15 protein-coding genes are annotated in these 14,835 nt (G+C 65.7%); 9 read left to right on the top strand and 6 right to left on the bottom strand.

Annotation, left to right across the window (positions count from 1 at the left end):
- The first annotated feature begins 18 nt into the window (after positions 1-18).
- Both QE393_RS14435 and QE393_RS14440 read left to right on the top strand, forming a co-directional pair.
- The gene (locus tag QE393_RS14435; protein WP_273806431.1) at positions 19-498 is read left to right on the top strand and encodes an MOSC domain-containing protein; all 480 of its coding nucleotides are present in this window, start codon (positions 19-21) and stop codon (positions 496-498) included.
- A 257-nt stretch (positions 499-755) separates the two neighbouring features.
- Complete coding sequence (locus tag QE393_RS14440; protein ID WP_273806432.1) at positions 756-2,048, top strand: NAD(P)/FAD-dependent oxidoreductase; 1,293 nt, start codon at positions 756-758, stop codon at positions 2,046-2,048.
- A gap of 61 nt (positions 2,049-2,109) precedes the next feature.
- On the opposite strand, the gene QE393_RS14445 is transcribed toward QE393_RS14440, so the two are convergent.
- The gene (locus QE393_RS14445; RefSeq protein WP_310044227.1) at positions 2,110-4,296 is read right to left on the bottom strand and encodes a DUF1631 domain-containing protein; all 2,187 of its coding nucleotides are present in this window, start codon (positions 4,294-4,296) and stop codon (positions 2,110-2,112) included.
- A 285-nt stretch (positions 4,297-4,581) separates the two neighbouring features.
- Between QE393_RS14445 and nadC the strand changes: the two genes are divergently transcribed.
- Positions 4,582-5,439 (top strand): carboxylating nicotinate-nucleotide diphosphorylase, encoded by an 858-nt coding sequence (gene nadC / locus QE393_RS14450; RefSeq protein WP_310044229.1) that lies wholly within the window; start codon positions 4,582-4,584, stop codon positions 5,437-5,439.
- Between the two features lie 109 nt (positions 5,440-5,548).
- Positions 5,549-5,770, top strand: coding sequence for a hypothetical protein (locus tag QE393_RS14455; protein WP_133862529.1), 222 nt, complete (start codon positions 5,549-5,551; stop codon positions 5,768-5,770).
- Here QE393_RS14455 and QE393_RS14460 read toward each other — a convergent pair.
- On the bottom strand, positions 5,758-5,967 hold the full coding sequence (locus QE393_RS14460; protein WP_310044231.1) for a hypothetical protein: 210 nt from the start codon (positions 5,965-5,967) through the stop codon (positions 5,758-5,760). The genes QE393_RS14455 and QE393_RS14460 overlap by 13 nt on opposite strands.
- Before the next feature lie 13 nt (positions 5,968-5,980).
- Complete coding sequence (gene purU / locus QE393_RS14465; RefSeq protein ID WP_273806436.1) at positions 5,981-6,832, bottom strand: formyltetrahydrofolate deformylase; 852 nt, start codon at positions 6,830-6,832, stop codon at positions 5,981-5,983.
- Between the two features lie 300 nt (positions 6,833-7,132).
- On the opposite strand from purU, the gene mvaT reads away from it, so the two are divergent.
- Positions 7,133-7,516 (top strand): histone-like nucleoid-structuring protein MvaT, encoded by a 384-nt coding sequence (mvaT, locus tag QE393_RS14470; protein WP_273806437.1) that lies wholly within the window; start codon positions 7,133-7,135, stop codon positions 7,514-7,516.
- Positions 7,517-7,760: 244 nt separating this feature from the next.
- Here the strand turns inward: mvaT and sbcB are convergent, their stop codons facing one another.
- Entirely contained in the window at positions 7,761-9,206 is a 1,446-nt protein-coding gene (sbcB, locus tag QE393_RS14475) for an exodeoxyribonuclease I (RefSeq protein WP_310044235.1), read from the bottom strand.
- Between the two features lie 108 nt (positions 9,207-9,314).
- On the opposite strand from sbcB, the gene QE393_RS14480 reads away from it, so the two are divergent.
- From QE393_RS14480 to QE393_RS14490, 3 genes are read left to right on the top strand one after another with little or no spacing between them, the layout of a single operon-like run.
- Positions 9,315-10,517 (top strand): DUF4350 domain-containing protein, encoded by a 1,203-nt coding sequence (locus tag QE393_RS14480; protein ID WP_310044237.1) that lies wholly within the window; start codon positions 9,315-9,317, stop codon positions 10,515-10,517.
- A complete protein-coding gene (locus tag QE393_RS14485; protein WP_285386391.1) occupies positions 10,514-11,509 on the top strand; it encodes a MoxR family ATPase in 996 nt (331 codons plus the stop codon). Before QE393_RS14480 ends, QE393_RS14485 begins: the two co-directional genes overlap by 4 nt.
- Positions 11,506-12,300: a hypothetical protein gene (locus QE393_RS14490; RefSeq protein ID WP_309741487.1), complete on the top strand. Its 795-nt coding sequence runs from the start codon at positions 11,506-11,508 to the stop codon at positions 12,298-12,300. The genes QE393_RS14485 and QE393_RS14490 overlap by 4 nt, the downstream gene beginning before the upstream one ends.
- Here the strand turns inward: QE393_RS14490 and QE393_RS14495 are convergent.
- Complete coding sequence (locus tag QE393_RS14495; protein ID WP_026083800.1) at positions 12,285-12,647, bottom strand: PilZ domain-containing protein; 363 nt, start codon at positions 12,645-12,647, stop codon at positions 12,285-12,287. The genes QE393_RS14490 and QE393_RS14495 overlap by 16 nt on opposite strands.
- A 56-nt stretch (positions 12,648-12,703) precedes the next feature.
- Positions 12,704-13,090, bottom strand: coding sequence for a tol-pal system YbgF family protein (locus QE393_RS14500; RefSeq protein WP_133862536.1), 387 nt, complete (start codon positions 13,088-13,090; stop codon positions 12,704-12,706).
- 196 nt (positions 13,091-13,286) lie between these two features.
- Between QE393_RS14500 and pyk the strand changes: the two genes are divergently transcribed.
- Positions 13,287-14,738 carry a pyruvate kinase gene (gene pyk / locus QE393_RS14505; protein ID WP_133862537.1) on the top strand — a complete coding sequence of 484 codons (1,452 nt, stop codon included), beginning with the start codon at positions 13,287-13,289 and terminating at the stop codon, positions 14,736-14,738.
- Positions 14,739-14,835: the final 97 nt, after the last annotated feature.

Consider the following 14,835-nt stretch of genomic DNA (forward strand, 5'->3'; position numbering starts at 1 on the left):
ATCGCGTCGAGGAGCCCCATGATCCCGCTCAAAGAACTGCTCGCCCAGGTCCCCCAGTCCGGCGAGGTGCGCTGGATCGGCGTGCGACCCGCCTCCCGCGCGCCCATGGTCGAGATCGAGGCCGTGGAAGCCCGGCGCGACGCGGGCCTGACCGGCGATCACGCCCGCCCTACCCCGCGCAACCAGCGCCAGGTCACCCTCATCCAGTGGGAACACCTGCCGGTAGTGGCCGCGCTGATCGGCAAGACGGTCGCACCCGCCGATCTGCGCCGCAATCTGGCCATCGCCGGGATCAATCTGTTCAGCCTGAAGAACCGGCGCTTTCGCATCGGCCAGGCGGTACTGGAAACCACGGGCTGGTGCCAGCCCTGCGCGCGCCTGGAAGAACGCCTGGGCCCGGGAACCTTCCAGGCCATGCGCGGCCATGGCGGCCTCACGACCCGGGTGCTGGAAAGCGGCATCATCCGCCTGGGCGATCGGGTGGAGGTCCTGGATTGACCCCAGTTTCTCCGTGGTCGAATGGCCGGGTCAGCCCGGTTAAACTAGCGCTACCTCTCGTCGCCGCAGACGTCCGTGCCAGAGCAGATGCAAGCCGCCTCCCTTGAAAGTCACGACTTTTCGCCCATCTTCTCTGCTAGATGGCGCGACTATCGCGCGTTGCGACGACTCCCAGATTTCCACCGACCCGGGACTGCGCCCGCTTGCGGCGACGCGCCCGGTCCGGCCCCCGCTTTCCTTCTCTATGAGTGCTCTCCATGACCCATCGCATCGTTATCGTCGGCGGCGGCGCCGGCGGCCTGGAACTGGCTACCCGCCTGGGACGTAGCCTCGGCAAACGCGACCAGGCGCAGATCGTGCTGATCGACGCCAACGCCACCCACCTGTGGAAGCCGCTACTGCACGAGGTGGCCGCCGGCTCGCTCAACTCCACCGAGGACGAACTCAGCTATGTCGCCCAGGCCAAGTGGAACCACTTCGAATTCCAGCTCGGACGCATGACCGGCCTGGATCGCGAGCGCCGCAAGGTGCAGCTGGCCGCGATCGAAGACGACGGCGCCGTCCTGGTCCCGGAACGGGAGATCGGCTACGACTCCCTGGTGCTGGCCATCGGCAGTACCACCAACGATTTCGGTACGCCAGGCGCTGCGGAAAACTGCATCTTCCTCGACACCCGTGCCCAGGCCGAACGCTTCCACCGCAAGCTGCTGACCCACTACCTGCGCGCCCACGTCAGCGAGCAGCCGGGTGAATACATCGAGGTGGCCATCGTCGGCGCCGGTGCCACCGGCGTGGAATTGGCGGCCGAATTGCGCAACGCCGCCGAAGAGTTGCAGGCCTACGGCATGGACCGCATCCGTCCCGAAGACCTGCGCATCACCCTCGTCGAGGCCGGTCCACGCATCCTGCCGGCGCTGCCCGAGCGGATCGCCGGCCAGGCGCACCGCACCCTGGAGAAACTTGGCGTACGGGTGCTGACCGGCTCGGCAGTCAAGGAAGTCCGCGCCGACGGCCTGCAGACCGCGGGCGAGTTCGTTCCGGCCAGTCTCAAGGTCTGGGCCGCCGGTATCCGCGCTCCGGCCTTTCTCAAGGACCTGGCGGGCCTCGAGACCAATCGCATCAACCAGCTGGTGGTCAACTCGACGCTGCAGACCACCCGCGACCCGAACGTCTTCGCCCTCGGCGACTGCGCGGCCTGCCCGCTGACGCCCGGCGACACCCGTACCGTGCCGCCGCGCGCCCAGTCCGCCCACCAGCAGGCCTCCCTGCTGGTCAAGACCTTCAAGGCGCGCCTGGAAGGCAAGCCGCTGCCCGACTATGTCTACAAGGACTACGGCTCGCTGATCTCGCTGTCGCGCTTCAGCGCGGTCGGCAATCTCATGGGCGGCGCCCTCGGCAGTCTGACCCTGGAAGGCTGGCTGGCGCGGACCTTCTATGTCTCGCTCTACCGGATGCACCAGGTCGCCCTCTATGGCCCGCTGCGTGCCCTGGCGCTGTTTGCCGGCGATCACCTGAGACGCAAGACCGAGCCGCGCCTGAAGCTGCACTAGGCCCTGGCCCGGGCATAAAAAAGCCGTCCCCAGGGACGGCTTTTTGCCCTGCGCAGAACACTCAGGACGACGACTGGCCCCGCAGATTGCCGATCACCGAGGTCATGGCCCGGTCGAACAGCAGGGCATCGTCCAGCAGCCGTACCCGACCCTCCTGGTAATCCAGCGCCAGTTCCTCGCGGGTCCGGTCCAGCACCTTCATGCCGGTGCGATTGACGAACACCAGGCGGCCCATGGGCCGAATGACCGCGGCCAGCTTGCAGCGCAGCTTCTGCTCGACATCCTGGATCTCCAACCAGGCGCCCACCGAGAGGACATCCACCCACTCCAGGGAGTCGCTGGTCAGCCCGGTGATCCGCGCAGCCGCGCGCGGCAGCTCGAAGGGCTCGTCGGCGGGCGCCGATGCCGGCACCACGACCGCCTTATCCGCCGCCGCATCCGCCAGTTCGGGACGGGTCTGCTGAAAGGTCTGGACGTGCAGGAATTCGAGTTCGGTGAAGAATTCGGAGGTGGAAAAGGGATCGAAGGCCGCGCTGGCCAGGCCTTCCCGCAGTGCCTTGAGCAAACCGGGCACCATTTCCAGCAGGCGTTGCCGCGAGGCGACGTCGTGGTGCGGCTGGATGCTCCAGATAAGGTCATCCATGGTCTTGAGGGCTGCGCGCCATTCGCTGGAATCATAGCCCTGCTTCAGGCAGGTCAGCAGCAGTACCTGGCTCCAGGCCTCGCGCAGGACGCGCTGCACGGCAGCTGGCAACTGGTGTTCCTGCAGGCGCTGACTGAGAACGTGCTCGACCTGCAAGCGAGCGATCTCGGCGCGCGCCCGACCTTCCTCGGCATCACGGGTGCGCTGTTCGAGCAGTTCGCTGCGCCGCTGCTCGTCGCTGACATAGGCCATGAAGTCGGCCAGCAGCTCGGCGAAGATCTCCGGATCGTCGACGAAGTCGGACAGCAGGCGCTGCACGATCTGCTCGATCTTCTGGTACAGGCCGTCACGCTGCAGATCGCTCTGCTCGCCCCAGCCCAGGGAAGCGGCGGCGATCTCGTTGAGCAGGCGCCTGGCCGGGTGGCTGCCACGGCTGAAAAAGGTCTTGTCGAGGACCGCGACCTTCAGCATGGGAATCTGCAGGCGAGCGATCAGCGCCTTGAGCGAATCCGGCAGGGTGAGGTCGTCGAGAATGAATTCGAACAGCATCGCCACCAGGTTGATGACGTCTTCGTCGACCTGCCCCACCACGCGCTTTCGACCCGAGCGCTCGCTGATGCGGCCCAGGGCCACACCCAGTTGCGCCTTGAGGTCGTAGCCATCCAGGGACTGACTGGAGATCTGCTGCTGCAGGTGGGACAGCAAACGCATGAGGTCATAGCTGGTGATGACCTGGCCATCACCGGCCGCGGCGCCTTCATCCGCGGTCATGGCGCCACCCAGGGCCGCACTGGTCGGCGTCCGCAGCTGGGCCAGCAGGCCCTGCAGGGTGCCGAAGAGCTCCTGACCGTCGTCCTCGCTGTTGACGTGGGCCGGGGTACGGCCGCTGTAGCCCTTGGCCGAGCGGCTCGGCACCTGCTGGGGAATGGCCTTGAGCTGGGGCAGTACGCCCGCATCGACCAGCTGACGATTGGATTCCGCATACAGCTGACCCAGCCCGTTGAGCACGAAGCGCTCGAACAGCTTGTAGATGATCAGCTTGACCTTGATGTCGGTGTCGAGATCGCGACAGGCTTCGACGAAGGCCTCGCACAGACGGCGCGGCCCCAGCGGATGGGTCGAGTCGTCCAGCTTGCTCGACAGCTGGGTATTGAACCTGATGGTCAGGTGGCTGATGGCCATGGCGTTGTTGCTGAGCGCCTTGGCCACCATGGTGTCCACGGCGACGCTCTCTTCCAGCGCATCGTTCTGCACCAGACTGAGGTCTTCGTAGGAGACACTGTCCAGGCGCATCTCCGGCTTGCTGCCAACCAGGTTGTTCAGCGCCGCGAAGCGCTCGAAGTACTGCTGGAGAAAGCTGCGCTCGATACTCTTGCGTCGGAGGCGCAGGTCGCGCATCGCTTCGAAGTAGAGACTTTGTTCCTGGTTGCTGCCAGCCCGATCGGCCATTTCAAACAGCGCATCGTCGGCGTTGTCGAACAGCTGCTGCAAGGAAGCATTGAGTCGCTGAGCGGCGCGATCCCTGACCGGTAAAAGCACTGCGGGCAATCGGGAAGAAGATTCCCCGAGCGCCTTGAAATGAACTACGTTTACGTCGTTCTGCACCACCGCCTCCCACAACCGTTCTTGCGTTCGGCTGAATCGCGTTCCACTACAGGAGCATTGAACAACGTTGGCCGCCCTGGCCGCGAGGTGAAACGTTGTCGATGTGCCATTATTTGCTTTGCTAAGGCATCGACCAATCGACATCTGCACAGTACATGACAGGGTTCACAAGGCACCTGTCAGTCAGCGCCTGCCCTTCAAATAATTCAACGTTGTCTATCTCAGATCGTCAACCTCACCTAAAGTTGCCCGCTCGCCTCCCGCAGCCCCTCTCGGAGTCTTTTCATGTCCAGCGCCACCCTCACCGATCTTGCCCAGGTCATCACCGACAATGTCGCCGCCGCGCTGCGCGAAGACGTCGGCAGTGGTGATCTCACGGCCGGCCTGATCCCCGTTCACCAGCATGCCCGGGCGCGGATCATCACCCGCGACGCCGCGGTGGTGGCGGGCACGGCCTGGGTCGACGAGGTGTTCCGGGTGCTGGATCCCGCGGTGGAGGTCCGCTGGCAGGTGGCCGATGGCGAGCGGGTCGCACCGGACCAGGTGCTGTTCGAACTCGCGGGTCCCGCGCGCGCCCTGCTGACCGGCGAGCGCAGCGCGCTGAATTTCCTGCAACTGCTGTCCGGCACTGCCACCCGCTGCCGCCACTATGCCGACCTGGTGCAGGACACCGCCGTAAGGCTGCTGGATACCCGCAAGACCCTGCCCGGCCTGCGCCGTGCGCAGAAATACGCGGTCACCTGCGGCGGCTGCTACAACCATCGGATCGGGCTGTTCGACGCCTTCCTGATCAAGGAAAACCACATCGCCGCCTGCGGCGGCATCGCCCAGGCCGTGGCCGCCGCCCGGCAACTGGCGCCGGGGCGTCCGGTGGAAGTCGAGGTGGAAAATCTGCAGGAGCTGGAACAGGCCCTGACCGCCGGCGCGGACATCGTCATGCTGGACGAGCTGAGTCTGGCCGACATGCGCACGGCGGTGGCCCTGACCGCCGGCCGCGCCAAGCTGGAGGCCTCGGGCGGCGTCAACCAGGACACCCTGCTCGGCATCGCCCAGACCGGCGTCGACTACATCTCCATCGGCACCCTGACCAAGGACGTCAAGGCCGTCGACCTGTCCATGCGCATCCTGAACCGAGCGGGATAGGCAAAGGCCCTCGCGGCGGCTAGACTCCGCAGCCGCGCCTCTTGCGCACCGGCTTCGAGCGGTCCTGACGACCGCTCGCCTCTCGCGACACTCGAACAAGATCGAACCCGTGACCAAAGATCAACTTCGCGCTGAACTGGAACGCCAGGCCCAGCGCTATCAGGATGTCTACGGTGGCGAAATCGTCACCTACGCCGCGCAACCCAAACCCGACCGCAAGCCCTGGAAGAAACGGCCGACCGTGCAGGACGAGGTATTCGCCTCGGAAGTGCGCAAGATCGCCGATCTCAAGGCCAAAGCCAGCGACGAGTCCATCACTCAGGACACCTGAGGCGAGTCCTCAGCCCCGCTGTCCGAAGCGTCCGCCACGACGTCTTCGTCGCCTTGCCGTGCCTGCAGTTGCCGCCAGAGCGCCGCGGCGGCCGTGAAGTCGGCGCCGCCTTCGAGGGGCATCGCCTGCAGGTCGTAGCGGGCCAGGCAACCTTCGCCCAGACGCGGCGGCTGCTCCGCGGTACCGGGAGCAGTCATCGGCGAGTCGCTGTCAGTCGAAGACGACGGTCTTGTTGCCATGGACCATGACCCGCTCTTGCAGGTGGTATCTCAGACCACGGGACAGCACCATCTTCTCGACGTCCTTGCCCAGCCGCACCATGTCCTCGACATTGTCCCGGTGGCTGACGCGCTCCACGTCCTGCTCGATGATGGGCCCGGCATCCAGCTCTTCGGTCACGTAGTGGCAGGTGGCGCCGATCAGCTTCACGCCGCGCTGCGACGCCTGGTGATAGGGCTTGGCGCCGACGAAGGACGGCAGGAAGCTGTGGTGGATGTTGATCACCTGGTGGGCATAGCGCGCGCAGAGATCCGGCGGCAGGATCTGCATGTAGCGCGCCAGGACCACGGTATCGGCCTGGTGCAGATCAATCAGCCGCGATACCTCGTCGAAGGCCGGCTGCTTGTTGGCGGGATCGACCGGTACGTGGAAGAAGGGAATGCCGTGCCACTCGACCATGCTGCGCAGGGTGTCGTGGTTGGAGATGACGCAGGGGATCTCGCAATCCAGCTCGCCGCTGTGCCAGCGGTGCAGCAGGTCGGCCAGGCAGTGGGACTCGCGACTGGCCATGAGCACCACGCGTTTGCGCTGAGCCGAATCGGTGATCCGCCACTGCATGGAGAATTCCCGCGCGATGGGCGCGAAGGCCTGACTGAAACCGGCCAGATCGAAGGGCAGTGAATCGGCGCGGATCTCATGGCGCATGAAGAACCAGCCACTCTCCGTATCCGAGTGATGACTCGCTTCGGTAATCCAGCCGTTATAGGTCGCCAGGAAGTTGCTGACCTTGGCCACGATACCTACCCCGTCCGGACAGGCGATCACCAGACGAAACGTTTGCATAGCACAACCTCGAACGAAAAGGGGCTGCATTCTAGGCGCAGTCGCCTGCAGCGTCGAGCGGCGCAAGGCGCCACGGCGCGCGCCTGTACGACGAGGGTAAAGACTTTGCAAAGGACAAGTAAGGATCGACAAGTTCCACTGCCGCCGTGCTGAAAGTTGCGCGCCTTTTACCAACATCATTGTTGCGACGAACGCCGCTTTAATTATCGGGCGGTCATGCGGGCAGTTTACTTATTCCAATAGCCAATCTATGATCGATGCGGAATTTCATCTCTGCATCACTCAGAACAAAGGCCGTTTATGTCGCTCATCAACGAATATCGTCAGACCGAAGAAGCCATCAAGGAATTGCAGGAGCGCCTGAAGTCGCTGCAAGAGGACGACAAACTGCAGCGCGAGCTGGAGTTCGAGAAGAAACTCCGCGCGTTGATGGGTGAGTATCAGAAATCCCTGCGCGACATCATCGGCATTCTCGATACCGAAGCCAAGCCCGCTCGCCAGAGCCGTACTCCCAAGGCCAGCAGTGGCAGTACGCCCAAGCGCGCCCGTAAAGTTAAGCAATACAAGAATCCGCACAATGGCGAAGTGATTGAAACCAAGGGTGGCAATCACAAGACGCTGAAAGAGTGGAAAGCCAAGTGGGGTTCGGACGACGTAGAGTCCTGGGTAACCCTGCTGGATTGATCAGAAAAAACGCCGGCCAGCCGGCGTTTTTTTTGCCTAGGCGGCAAACGGTTGCGCAACCGGCCAACCCCTAAACGCCGATTGCCAGCGTGATACTCCGCTGACGCGACCGTTCGCCGCGTCTTTCATATTGTCCAGGCAACATATCTTTTAGCTGAGGCTGCGGCCATTGGCCGTAGCACCTTTGGCTATGCACGTCTTTTCTGTTAGCAGACGTCTCCAACGACAGTTGTTGTTCGCGACTTCAGGCAACAGGATTGTCCAACCGCCGCATCAACGCCCGAACATGGGCGGACCAGGCCGCGAGAATCGGTACCTGCTCGCTGGCCACCTCACGCTGCAGTTGTTCGGCCAGGGTAATGAACTGCGTGCAGGTCATATGGCCTTGACCCTCTTCACCCAGCAGGCGCTGCCGACAGAATTCTCGCCAGCGAGTCCTCTCTTCCGCGGTCAGCAGGTCGGGAAAGTTGCGCGCACGATAGCGAAAGAACAGCTCCGGATGTCGCTCATCCTGAAAGGGCCACGGCCGGCTGCCAAGTTGCTCTGCCGGACACTGATGAACTTGTTCGCAGAGTTGCCGTTCTTCGGCGGCAATGAAACCGTCGTACAGTCTCGCCTCGGCGTCCTGTTCCTGGGTGGCAAAACCCGATGCCTCGCCATACAGCGCCTGCACCTTGGGTTGCCAGGTGGCGCGCTGGTCGAGCAACTGACGGACGCGGCGCCAGACGGCGGCCAGATCGAATTGCAGCCGCTCCGTGTCCGCAGGGCGCAAGACGCTGAAGGGCGCCAGAATCGGACATCTGTTGATCTGTACCAGCTTGAGCGGCACCGGCAGGTCACCCTCGGCCAGCGCCTCCCGCCGGGTATAGAGGCGTTCGCGCAGGGTCTCGACATCCAGTTCCAGCAGCGGCTCCGGCGCCAGGCCGAGATCGCAGACGATCAGCGCGTTGCGATTGACCGGATGCCAGGCCAGCGGCAGGACGGGTGCGAGAAAATGTCGCTCGGCGCTGAAGCGACCGGAGACGTGCAACAGGGGTTCGAGCAGACGAACGCGCGCCAGCGCCGCCTTCTTCTGACGCTGCGTCCAGAGATAGTCGTAGAGCCTTGGTTGCCTCTGCTTGACCAGACGCGCCAGGGCCAGGGTCGCGCGCACATCCGCCAGGGCGTCATGCGCCTGGGCGTGTTCGATGCCGTTGGCGACGGTCAGACGGTCCAGGCGCAGGGAAACGCGCTCAGCGTCCCGCGGCCAGCTCAGACTCTCCGGGCGGAAGGCATAGAGCGCCCGGATCAGGCCGAGCACATCCCAGCGACTGTTGCCCTGCTGCCATTCGCGGGCATAGGGATCGTGGAAGTTGCGGTACAGGCTGTGCCGTACCATTTCGTCGTCGAATCTCAGGTTGTTGTAGCCGACCGCGCAGGTATTGGGACGCCGCAACTCCTCGTGGAGGCGCTGGACGAAGTCGCGCTCGCGCAGCCCCAGCCGCTGCAGGGTGGCCGGCAGGATACCGGTGACCAGGCAGGCCGCGGGATGGGGCAGGACATCCTCGCTCAGCTGGCAATGCAGGTTGAGCGGCGCCTCGATTTCGTTGAGTTCCAGATCGGTACGCACCCCGGCCACCTGCAGCGGTCGATCCCGCCGTGGATCGATGCCCGTGGTCTCGAAGTCGTACCAGAAGATACTTTGCGTCACACCGCCCTCCCCTAGAATCGGCGCAGTCTAGCATCGTCGTGCGCCTTGCTCCCGAACGCCCGCACCCGCTAGGCTCTGGCGCCTGTCTACCGCGTATTCTCCCTGCCCATGCGTTCAGTCGATCGGCTCTCCCTTCGCTCCAGGTGCCGAGGTATCGGCGTACGCCTGGGCGCCGCCGTCTGGGCGCTGACCCTGTCCCTGGCCTGCCTCGCGCAGCAGGAACCGCTGTCCTGTCCCCTGCCGCCGCAGTCCGACAGCGGCCCGGGCAGCCTGCGCCTGACCCATCAGGGGCTCGACAGCCGGACGGCGCGGCAGACCGCCATCCAGCTCGCCGCCACCTCGCACAACGCCGATCCCCAGGCGCTGGCTGCGGCCTACCTGCAGCATTTCGGCAGTCGGGTGCGGCACGGCCAAGCCGAGCAACTCGCCGAGCTACCGGCCGGGGACGTCTTGTTCTGGCTGGCCGGCAATCCGCCCCTGGCGGAGACTCAGGCGCAGACGCTGCTGGACTGGGTCGAGGCGGGCGGCCATCTGGTGGCCGTCGCCGATGACAGCACTCTGGCGCTCAGCGCGACCCTGGGCGTTCGCCCCATGCCGACCCGCGAGCTGGGGGATGCCGCCCCACCCATCATGGCGCTGCCGCTCTGGCCCAACCTGACCCAGCTCTATCTCGCCGAGGACGACGCCCCCGCCTACCTCGGCTTCGACGACAGCCGCCATCTGTTCGATGTCGGTGATCAGGCGGTGGCCTGGGCCAGCAGCGCCAGCGCCACCCATATGCTGATGCTGCCCTGGGGCGACGGCAGCGTGACGCTGCTGTCGGACACCGATCTCTGGAGCAACGCCCACCTCGCCCAGTACGACAATGCCTGGCTGTTGTGGTACCTCACCCAGGGCGCGCCGGTGACCCTGATCGCCCCGGCGCCACCGCTCCCCCTGTGGCTGGACGCCTTGCGACGCTATGGCCTGGCCCTGCTGCTCCTGACGCTGGCGGCGGGTCTCTGGCTGAGACGCCGCCAGGACCATCCGGCGCCCCGGCGTGACGCCAGACGCTGGCCCGAACTGATCGCCACCCTGCAGCGCGATATCCAGCGCGAGGTGCACCGTCGCCGCCCCGAACTCACCGACCAGACTGTGGCCGAGCGCTGGCAATATCTGGCGCGCCTGAGCGGCCTGAGTACCCGCGTGGTGGGCGAGGCGATGCGGCCCAGCCCGGCGCGCCTCTCGACCCGCGACTTCACCCGCCGCATCGCCCAGCTGCGCCTGTTGCGCCTGGCCGTGCGCGCCCCCGTTTCCGAGGACTTCCGATGACCGACAGCTCTGCTTCTGACGCCACCCCGGCGGACCCCGGCGAAAGCGGCGTCAAGGCCCGCGCCCTGGCCCGACTGCAGGCCCTGCGACAGGCGCTGCTCAAGGTGCTGCCGCAGCAGGAGGCCGCCGTGGACGGTCTGCTCGCCACCCTGCTGGCCGGCGGTCACCTGCTGTTGGAAGGTCCGACCGGCTCCGGCAAGACGCTGCTGGTTCGCGCCCTGGCCGCCAGCCTGGACGCCGGCTTCGCCCGGCTGCAGTGCCATCCGGCCCTGACCCCTGCCGAGGTGGCCGGCGAAATCGTCACGGACGCCGGCAGCGACAGTGCCCGCCTGCGTCGGGGGCCCCTGTTCAACTCCCTGGTCCTGCTCGAAGAGCTGCAGCGGGCTCCGCCAGCGATCCTCACTCTGCTGGACGACGCCCTGCAGGGTCGCCAGCTGAGTCTGGGCGGCCGCCCGGTGCCCCTGCCAGCGCCCTTCATGGTGATCGCTACCCGCTCCTCGAACAGCGATCTGCCGCTGGCGCTACGGGATCGCTTCCTGGCGCACCTGCGACTGGAGTGGCCGGCAGAAGGCCAGGAGCTCGCCGCCCTGCGCCAGGCTGTCCAGCAGGGTCACGGCGATCCCCTGGAAGCTGCGACCCTGCGCCCGCTGCTGCAGGCGCGGGATCTGCCAGCCCTGCAGCGACTGGTGGCCGGCCTGCCGGTCGCGGAGCCGGTCCTCGAGCATGCCGTGCGCCTGATCCGCCTCACCCGGGAGTGGCCGGCCTTCGAGCAGGGCGCCGGGCCGCGCGCCGGACAGGCCTTGCTGCGTCTGGCCCAGGCACAGGCCTTTCTGCGGGGTGGCGACAGCGTGACGCCCGAGGATGTGCGCACCCTGCTGCCCGCCGTGCTGCGTCCACGCCTGCGGCTGACCCCAGAGCGCGAATTCGAGGGCGACAGCCTGGATGGCCAGATCCTCAAGCTGCTGGGACAGTGTCCGGCACCGCGCCCATGATCCAGCGCTGGCTGCCACTGGCGCTGGGCGCCCTGGCCCTGCTCAGCCTGATCCTGGGCTGGCTGGCGCCTCTGCGCTGGCAGGCCCTGCCGGCCGCAGGGGCATCGCTGCTCCTGGGGCTGGCCCTGCTGGAGCGCCGGCACTGGCGAAAGATCCGGGCGAATCCGCTCATCGCGCAGCCAGCCAGGGCACGCCTGCGGGCGAACACGCCTGTGCAACTGCTGATCGCTAGCCCGGGACTGGTAAAGACCGACGGACGCGGAAGCCACGAACAGGTGCAGGGCTTCTGGCAGGCGCTGGCGGCCAGTGGCAATGAGCTGCGGCTCTACGGCCTCGATCCCGAGCTGCGCCTGCTGGCGGCGGCCACGCCCGCTCGCCCCCTGAAGCCTGATGTCCTTCCTCGGTCGGTCCCAGGCGCGACGGCTGATTTCAAGGCGGCGCTGGCGCGGCTTTGCAGCCAGGCGCGACCCGGCAGTGTCCTGGTGGTTCTGGCGCCACTGGATGAAGCCAGGGTGGCCTGGCTCGGTCGTCTGGATCTGGGCCGACGCGGCCTGCAGCTCTGGCTGGTCGATACCGCGCTGGAGGAGCTGGCAGAGCCCGACGACATCCGTACCTGGCGCGACGCCTGCCGCTATGCCGAGGCCTGGCAGACCAGGCTTCAGGGCGAGCGTCTGGCCGCGCGCCTGGAGAGAAGGGGAATCCACTGGCTGCCTGCCAGCGCGACGGCGGATCTGCAGACCCGCCTGTTGCAGCTATGGAATGCCGGTGACCCGGATCAGATCGCCGACTGAGAAAGACGGCCGAAGGTGAAATAGTGCTGCAGCACCCCGATCAGCTCGGCGAATTCCGCTGGCGGTTCGGCGACGCTGAAGCCGGAATCGTAATTGCCCGGGGTCACGTCTTCGTGGCTCCACTGGCAACGGGCGTCGAAGTCGACGAAGTGCAACTGGCCGTCCTGCCCCGGAATCTTCAGCCGCAGTTCGAAACGCGCATTCACCAGCATGGGCAGCTGGCTGATCATCAGCAACCCCTCGCGGGAGATGTTGCCGATGTAGCCCATGGGCTTGTCGGTGAAGCGGTTGAACACCTTTAGATAGTAGGGCAGCTGGTGGCGCTCGATACGACGATTCTGAGTCATGGTGCGATTCATCCTGCACACGGTAAAGCCACTTTACCGACAACGTCCTGGAAAGCTCAGCGCTGCGGTAGTTTTCGCACCGGTTGGGGCGTCGCAACGGCCGTTCCGCCATCTAGCCCCAATTGGCGCAGGGTGTCCAGTCGGGCCTGGGCCCGAAAGGCGTATTCGCTGGCCGGAAACCGGACCTGGATGAAACGATAGGTCTGAGCGGCGTCGGCGTACAGCTGCTGCTGCTCGAGACACTGGCCACGCAGCATGGAGAATTCCGGCTGCAGCCAGGGGCGGGCGCGACCCTTGCGCTCGGCCTGGGAGATCTGCAGCAGGGCATTGGTGCAGTCGCCTTCAGCATAGGACTTGTAGGCGGCGTCGAGATAGGAATTCATCGAAACGCTGGTGCAGCCGGTCAGGCCGAACAGCAGGAACAGGCAGAGATAAGGGCGCATGGAAAGTCCTCCTGTTCGCTAGATCGGCGCCGGGGCGCGCTTCTTGAGGGCAAACGACCATTGGTGTGACGGAGCTGCGAAAAGCCGTCATGTGCTGGCCACGCGACAGCGCTACAATGAGGTGCGCTTCGTGTTCTACGTCGACTCGGCGCTGAGGCGCCGACTCATGGTTGCAATCCGCTAAAGGAAAGACTGCATGATTTATCGCCGTACCAAGATCGTCGCCACCCTCGGCCCGGCCAGCAATTCTCCGGAAGTCCTCGAGCAGCTCATCATCGCCGGCATCGACGTCGCCCGCCTGAACTTCTCGCATGGAACGCCCGACGAGCACCGGGCCCGTGGTCAGCTGGTACGGGATCTCGCCGCCAAGCACGGTCGCCATGTCGCCCTGCTCGGCGACCTCCAGGGTCCGAAGATCCGCATCGCCAAGTTCGTCAACAAGCGCATCGAACTCAAGGTCGGCGATCCCTTCCGCCTGTCCATCGCCCATCCCCGCACCGAAGGCACCGAAGAAGTGGTCGGCATCGACTACCCGGGCCTGGTCACCGACTGCCGCGTGGGTGACGAACTGCTGCTGGACGATGGCCGCGTGGTCCTGCGCGTGGAAGGCATGACCGCCACCGAATTGCATTGCACCACCCTGATCGGCGGCCCGCTGTCCGATCACAAAGGCATCAACCGGCGTGGCGGCGGTCTCACCGCCCCCGCGCTGACCGACAAGGACCGGGATGACATCAAGCTGGCCGCATCCATGGAGGTCGACTACCTGGCCGTGTCCTTCCCGCGTGATGCCGAAGACATGCACGAAGCCCGTCGCCTGATGGAAGCCGCCGGTGGCAAGTCCTGGCTGGTAGCCAAGATCGAGCGCGCCGAAGCCGTGGCCGACGACGAAGCCCTGGACGGCCTGATCCATGCCAGTGACGCCGTGATGGTGGCCCGGGGCGATCTGGGCGTGGAAATCGGCGACGCCGAACTGGTGGGCATCCAGAAGCGCATCATTTCCCACGCCCGGCGCCTCAACAAGGCGGTGATCACCGCGACCCAGATGATGGAGTCGATGATCAGCAGCCCGATGCCGACCCGTGCGGAAGTCTCCGACGTGGCCAACGCCGTGCTGGACAACACCGACGCGGTGATGCTCTCCGCCGAGAGCGCCGCCGGCCAGTACCCGGTGGAAGCGGTCAAGGCCATGGCGCGCGTCTGCGTCGGTGCCGAGAAGCAGCCCACCAGCAAGCTGTCCAGCCACCGCCTGGGCCATACCTTCACCCGGTGGGACGAGAGTATCGCCCTGGCCTCCATCTACGTGGCCAACCACTTCCCGGGCGTGAAGGCGATCATCAGCCTGACCGACACCGGCTACACCCCGCTGATCATGTCGCGCCTGCGCTCCTCGGTGCCGATCTTCTCCTTCGCCTCCAGCCGCGCCACCCAGGCCCGCACCGCGCTGTTCCGCAACGTGCACACCATTCCCTTCGACCCGACCACCATGCCGGCGAACAAGGTGAGCCAGGCGGCGGTGGACGAGCTGCTCAAGCGCGGCATCGTCGAGCACGGTGACTGGGTCATCCTCACCAAGGGCGACAGCTACACCAAGCGTGACGGCACCAACACCATGAAGATGTACCGCGTGGGCGACCTGCTGGTCTGATCCCTGCCGCCGGTCCTTGACCGGTGCTGACGAAAAGCCCCGAACAGGCGACTGCTCGGGGCTTTTTCTTGGGCGCGGGTGGCACCTACAGGGCAGC

Origin of the sequence: Pseudomonas sp. SORGH_AS_0211, assembly GCF_031453455.1 — a bacterium.
Taxonomy (GTDB): Bacteria; Pseudomonadota; Gammaproteobacteria; order Pseudomonadales; family Pseudomonadaceae; genus Chryseomonas; species Chryseomonas aestiva.

What these genes read in the sequence shown, in the direction of transcription:
- QE393_RS14435 (WP_273806431.1), top strand. Translation starts at nt 19, where the DNA reads ATGATCCCGCTCAAAGAACTGCTCGCCCAGGTCCCCCAGTCCGGCGAG.
- QE393_RS14440 (WP_273806432.1), top strand. Translation starts at nt 756, where the DNA reads ATGACCCATCGCATCGTTATCGTCGGCGGCGGCGCCGGCGGCCTGGAA.
- nadC (WP_310044229.1), top strand. Translation starts at nt 4,582, where the DNA reads ATGTCCAGCGCCACCCTCACCGATCTTGCCCAGGTCATCACCGACAAT.
- QE393_RS14460 (WP_310044231.1), bottom strand. Translation starts at nt 5,967, where the DNA reads ATGACTGCTCCCGGTACCGCGGAGCAGCCGCCGCGTCTGGGCGAAGGT.
- purU (WP_273806436.1), bottom strand. Translation starts at nt 6,832, where the DNA reads ATGCAAACGTTTCGTCTGGTGATCGCCTGTCCGGACGGGGTAGGTATC.
- mvaT (WP_273806437.1), top strand. Translation starts at nt 7,133, where the DNA reads ATGTCGCTCATCAACGAATATCGTCAGACCGAAGAAGCCATCAAGGAA.
- QE393_RS14480 (WP_310044237.1), top strand. Translation starts at nt 9,315, where the DNA reads ATGCGTTCAGTCGATCGGCTCTCCCTTCGCTCCAGGTGCCGAGGTATC.
- QE393_RS14485 (WP_285386391.1), top strand. Translation starts at nt 10,514, where the DNA reads ATGACCGACAGCTCTGCTTCTGACGCCACCCCGGCGGACCCCGGCGAA.
- QE393_RS14490 (WP_309741487.1), top strand. Translation starts at nt 11,506, where the DNA reads ATGATCCAGCGCTGGCTGCCACTGGCGCTGGGCGCCCTGGCCCTGCTC.
- QE393_RS14495 (WP_026083800.1), bottom strand. Translation starts at nt 12,647, where the DNA reads ATGACTCAGAATCGTCGTATCGAGCGCCACCAGCTGCCCTACTATCTA.
- QE393_RS14500 (WP_133862536.1), bottom strand. Translation starts at nt 13,090, where the DNA reads ATGCGCCCTTATCTCTGCCTGTTCCTGCTGTTCGGCCTGACCGGCTGC.
- pyk (WP_133862537.1), top strand. Translation starts at nt 13,287, where the DNA reads ATGATTTATCGCCGTACCAAGATCGTCGCCACCCTCGGCCCGGCCAGC.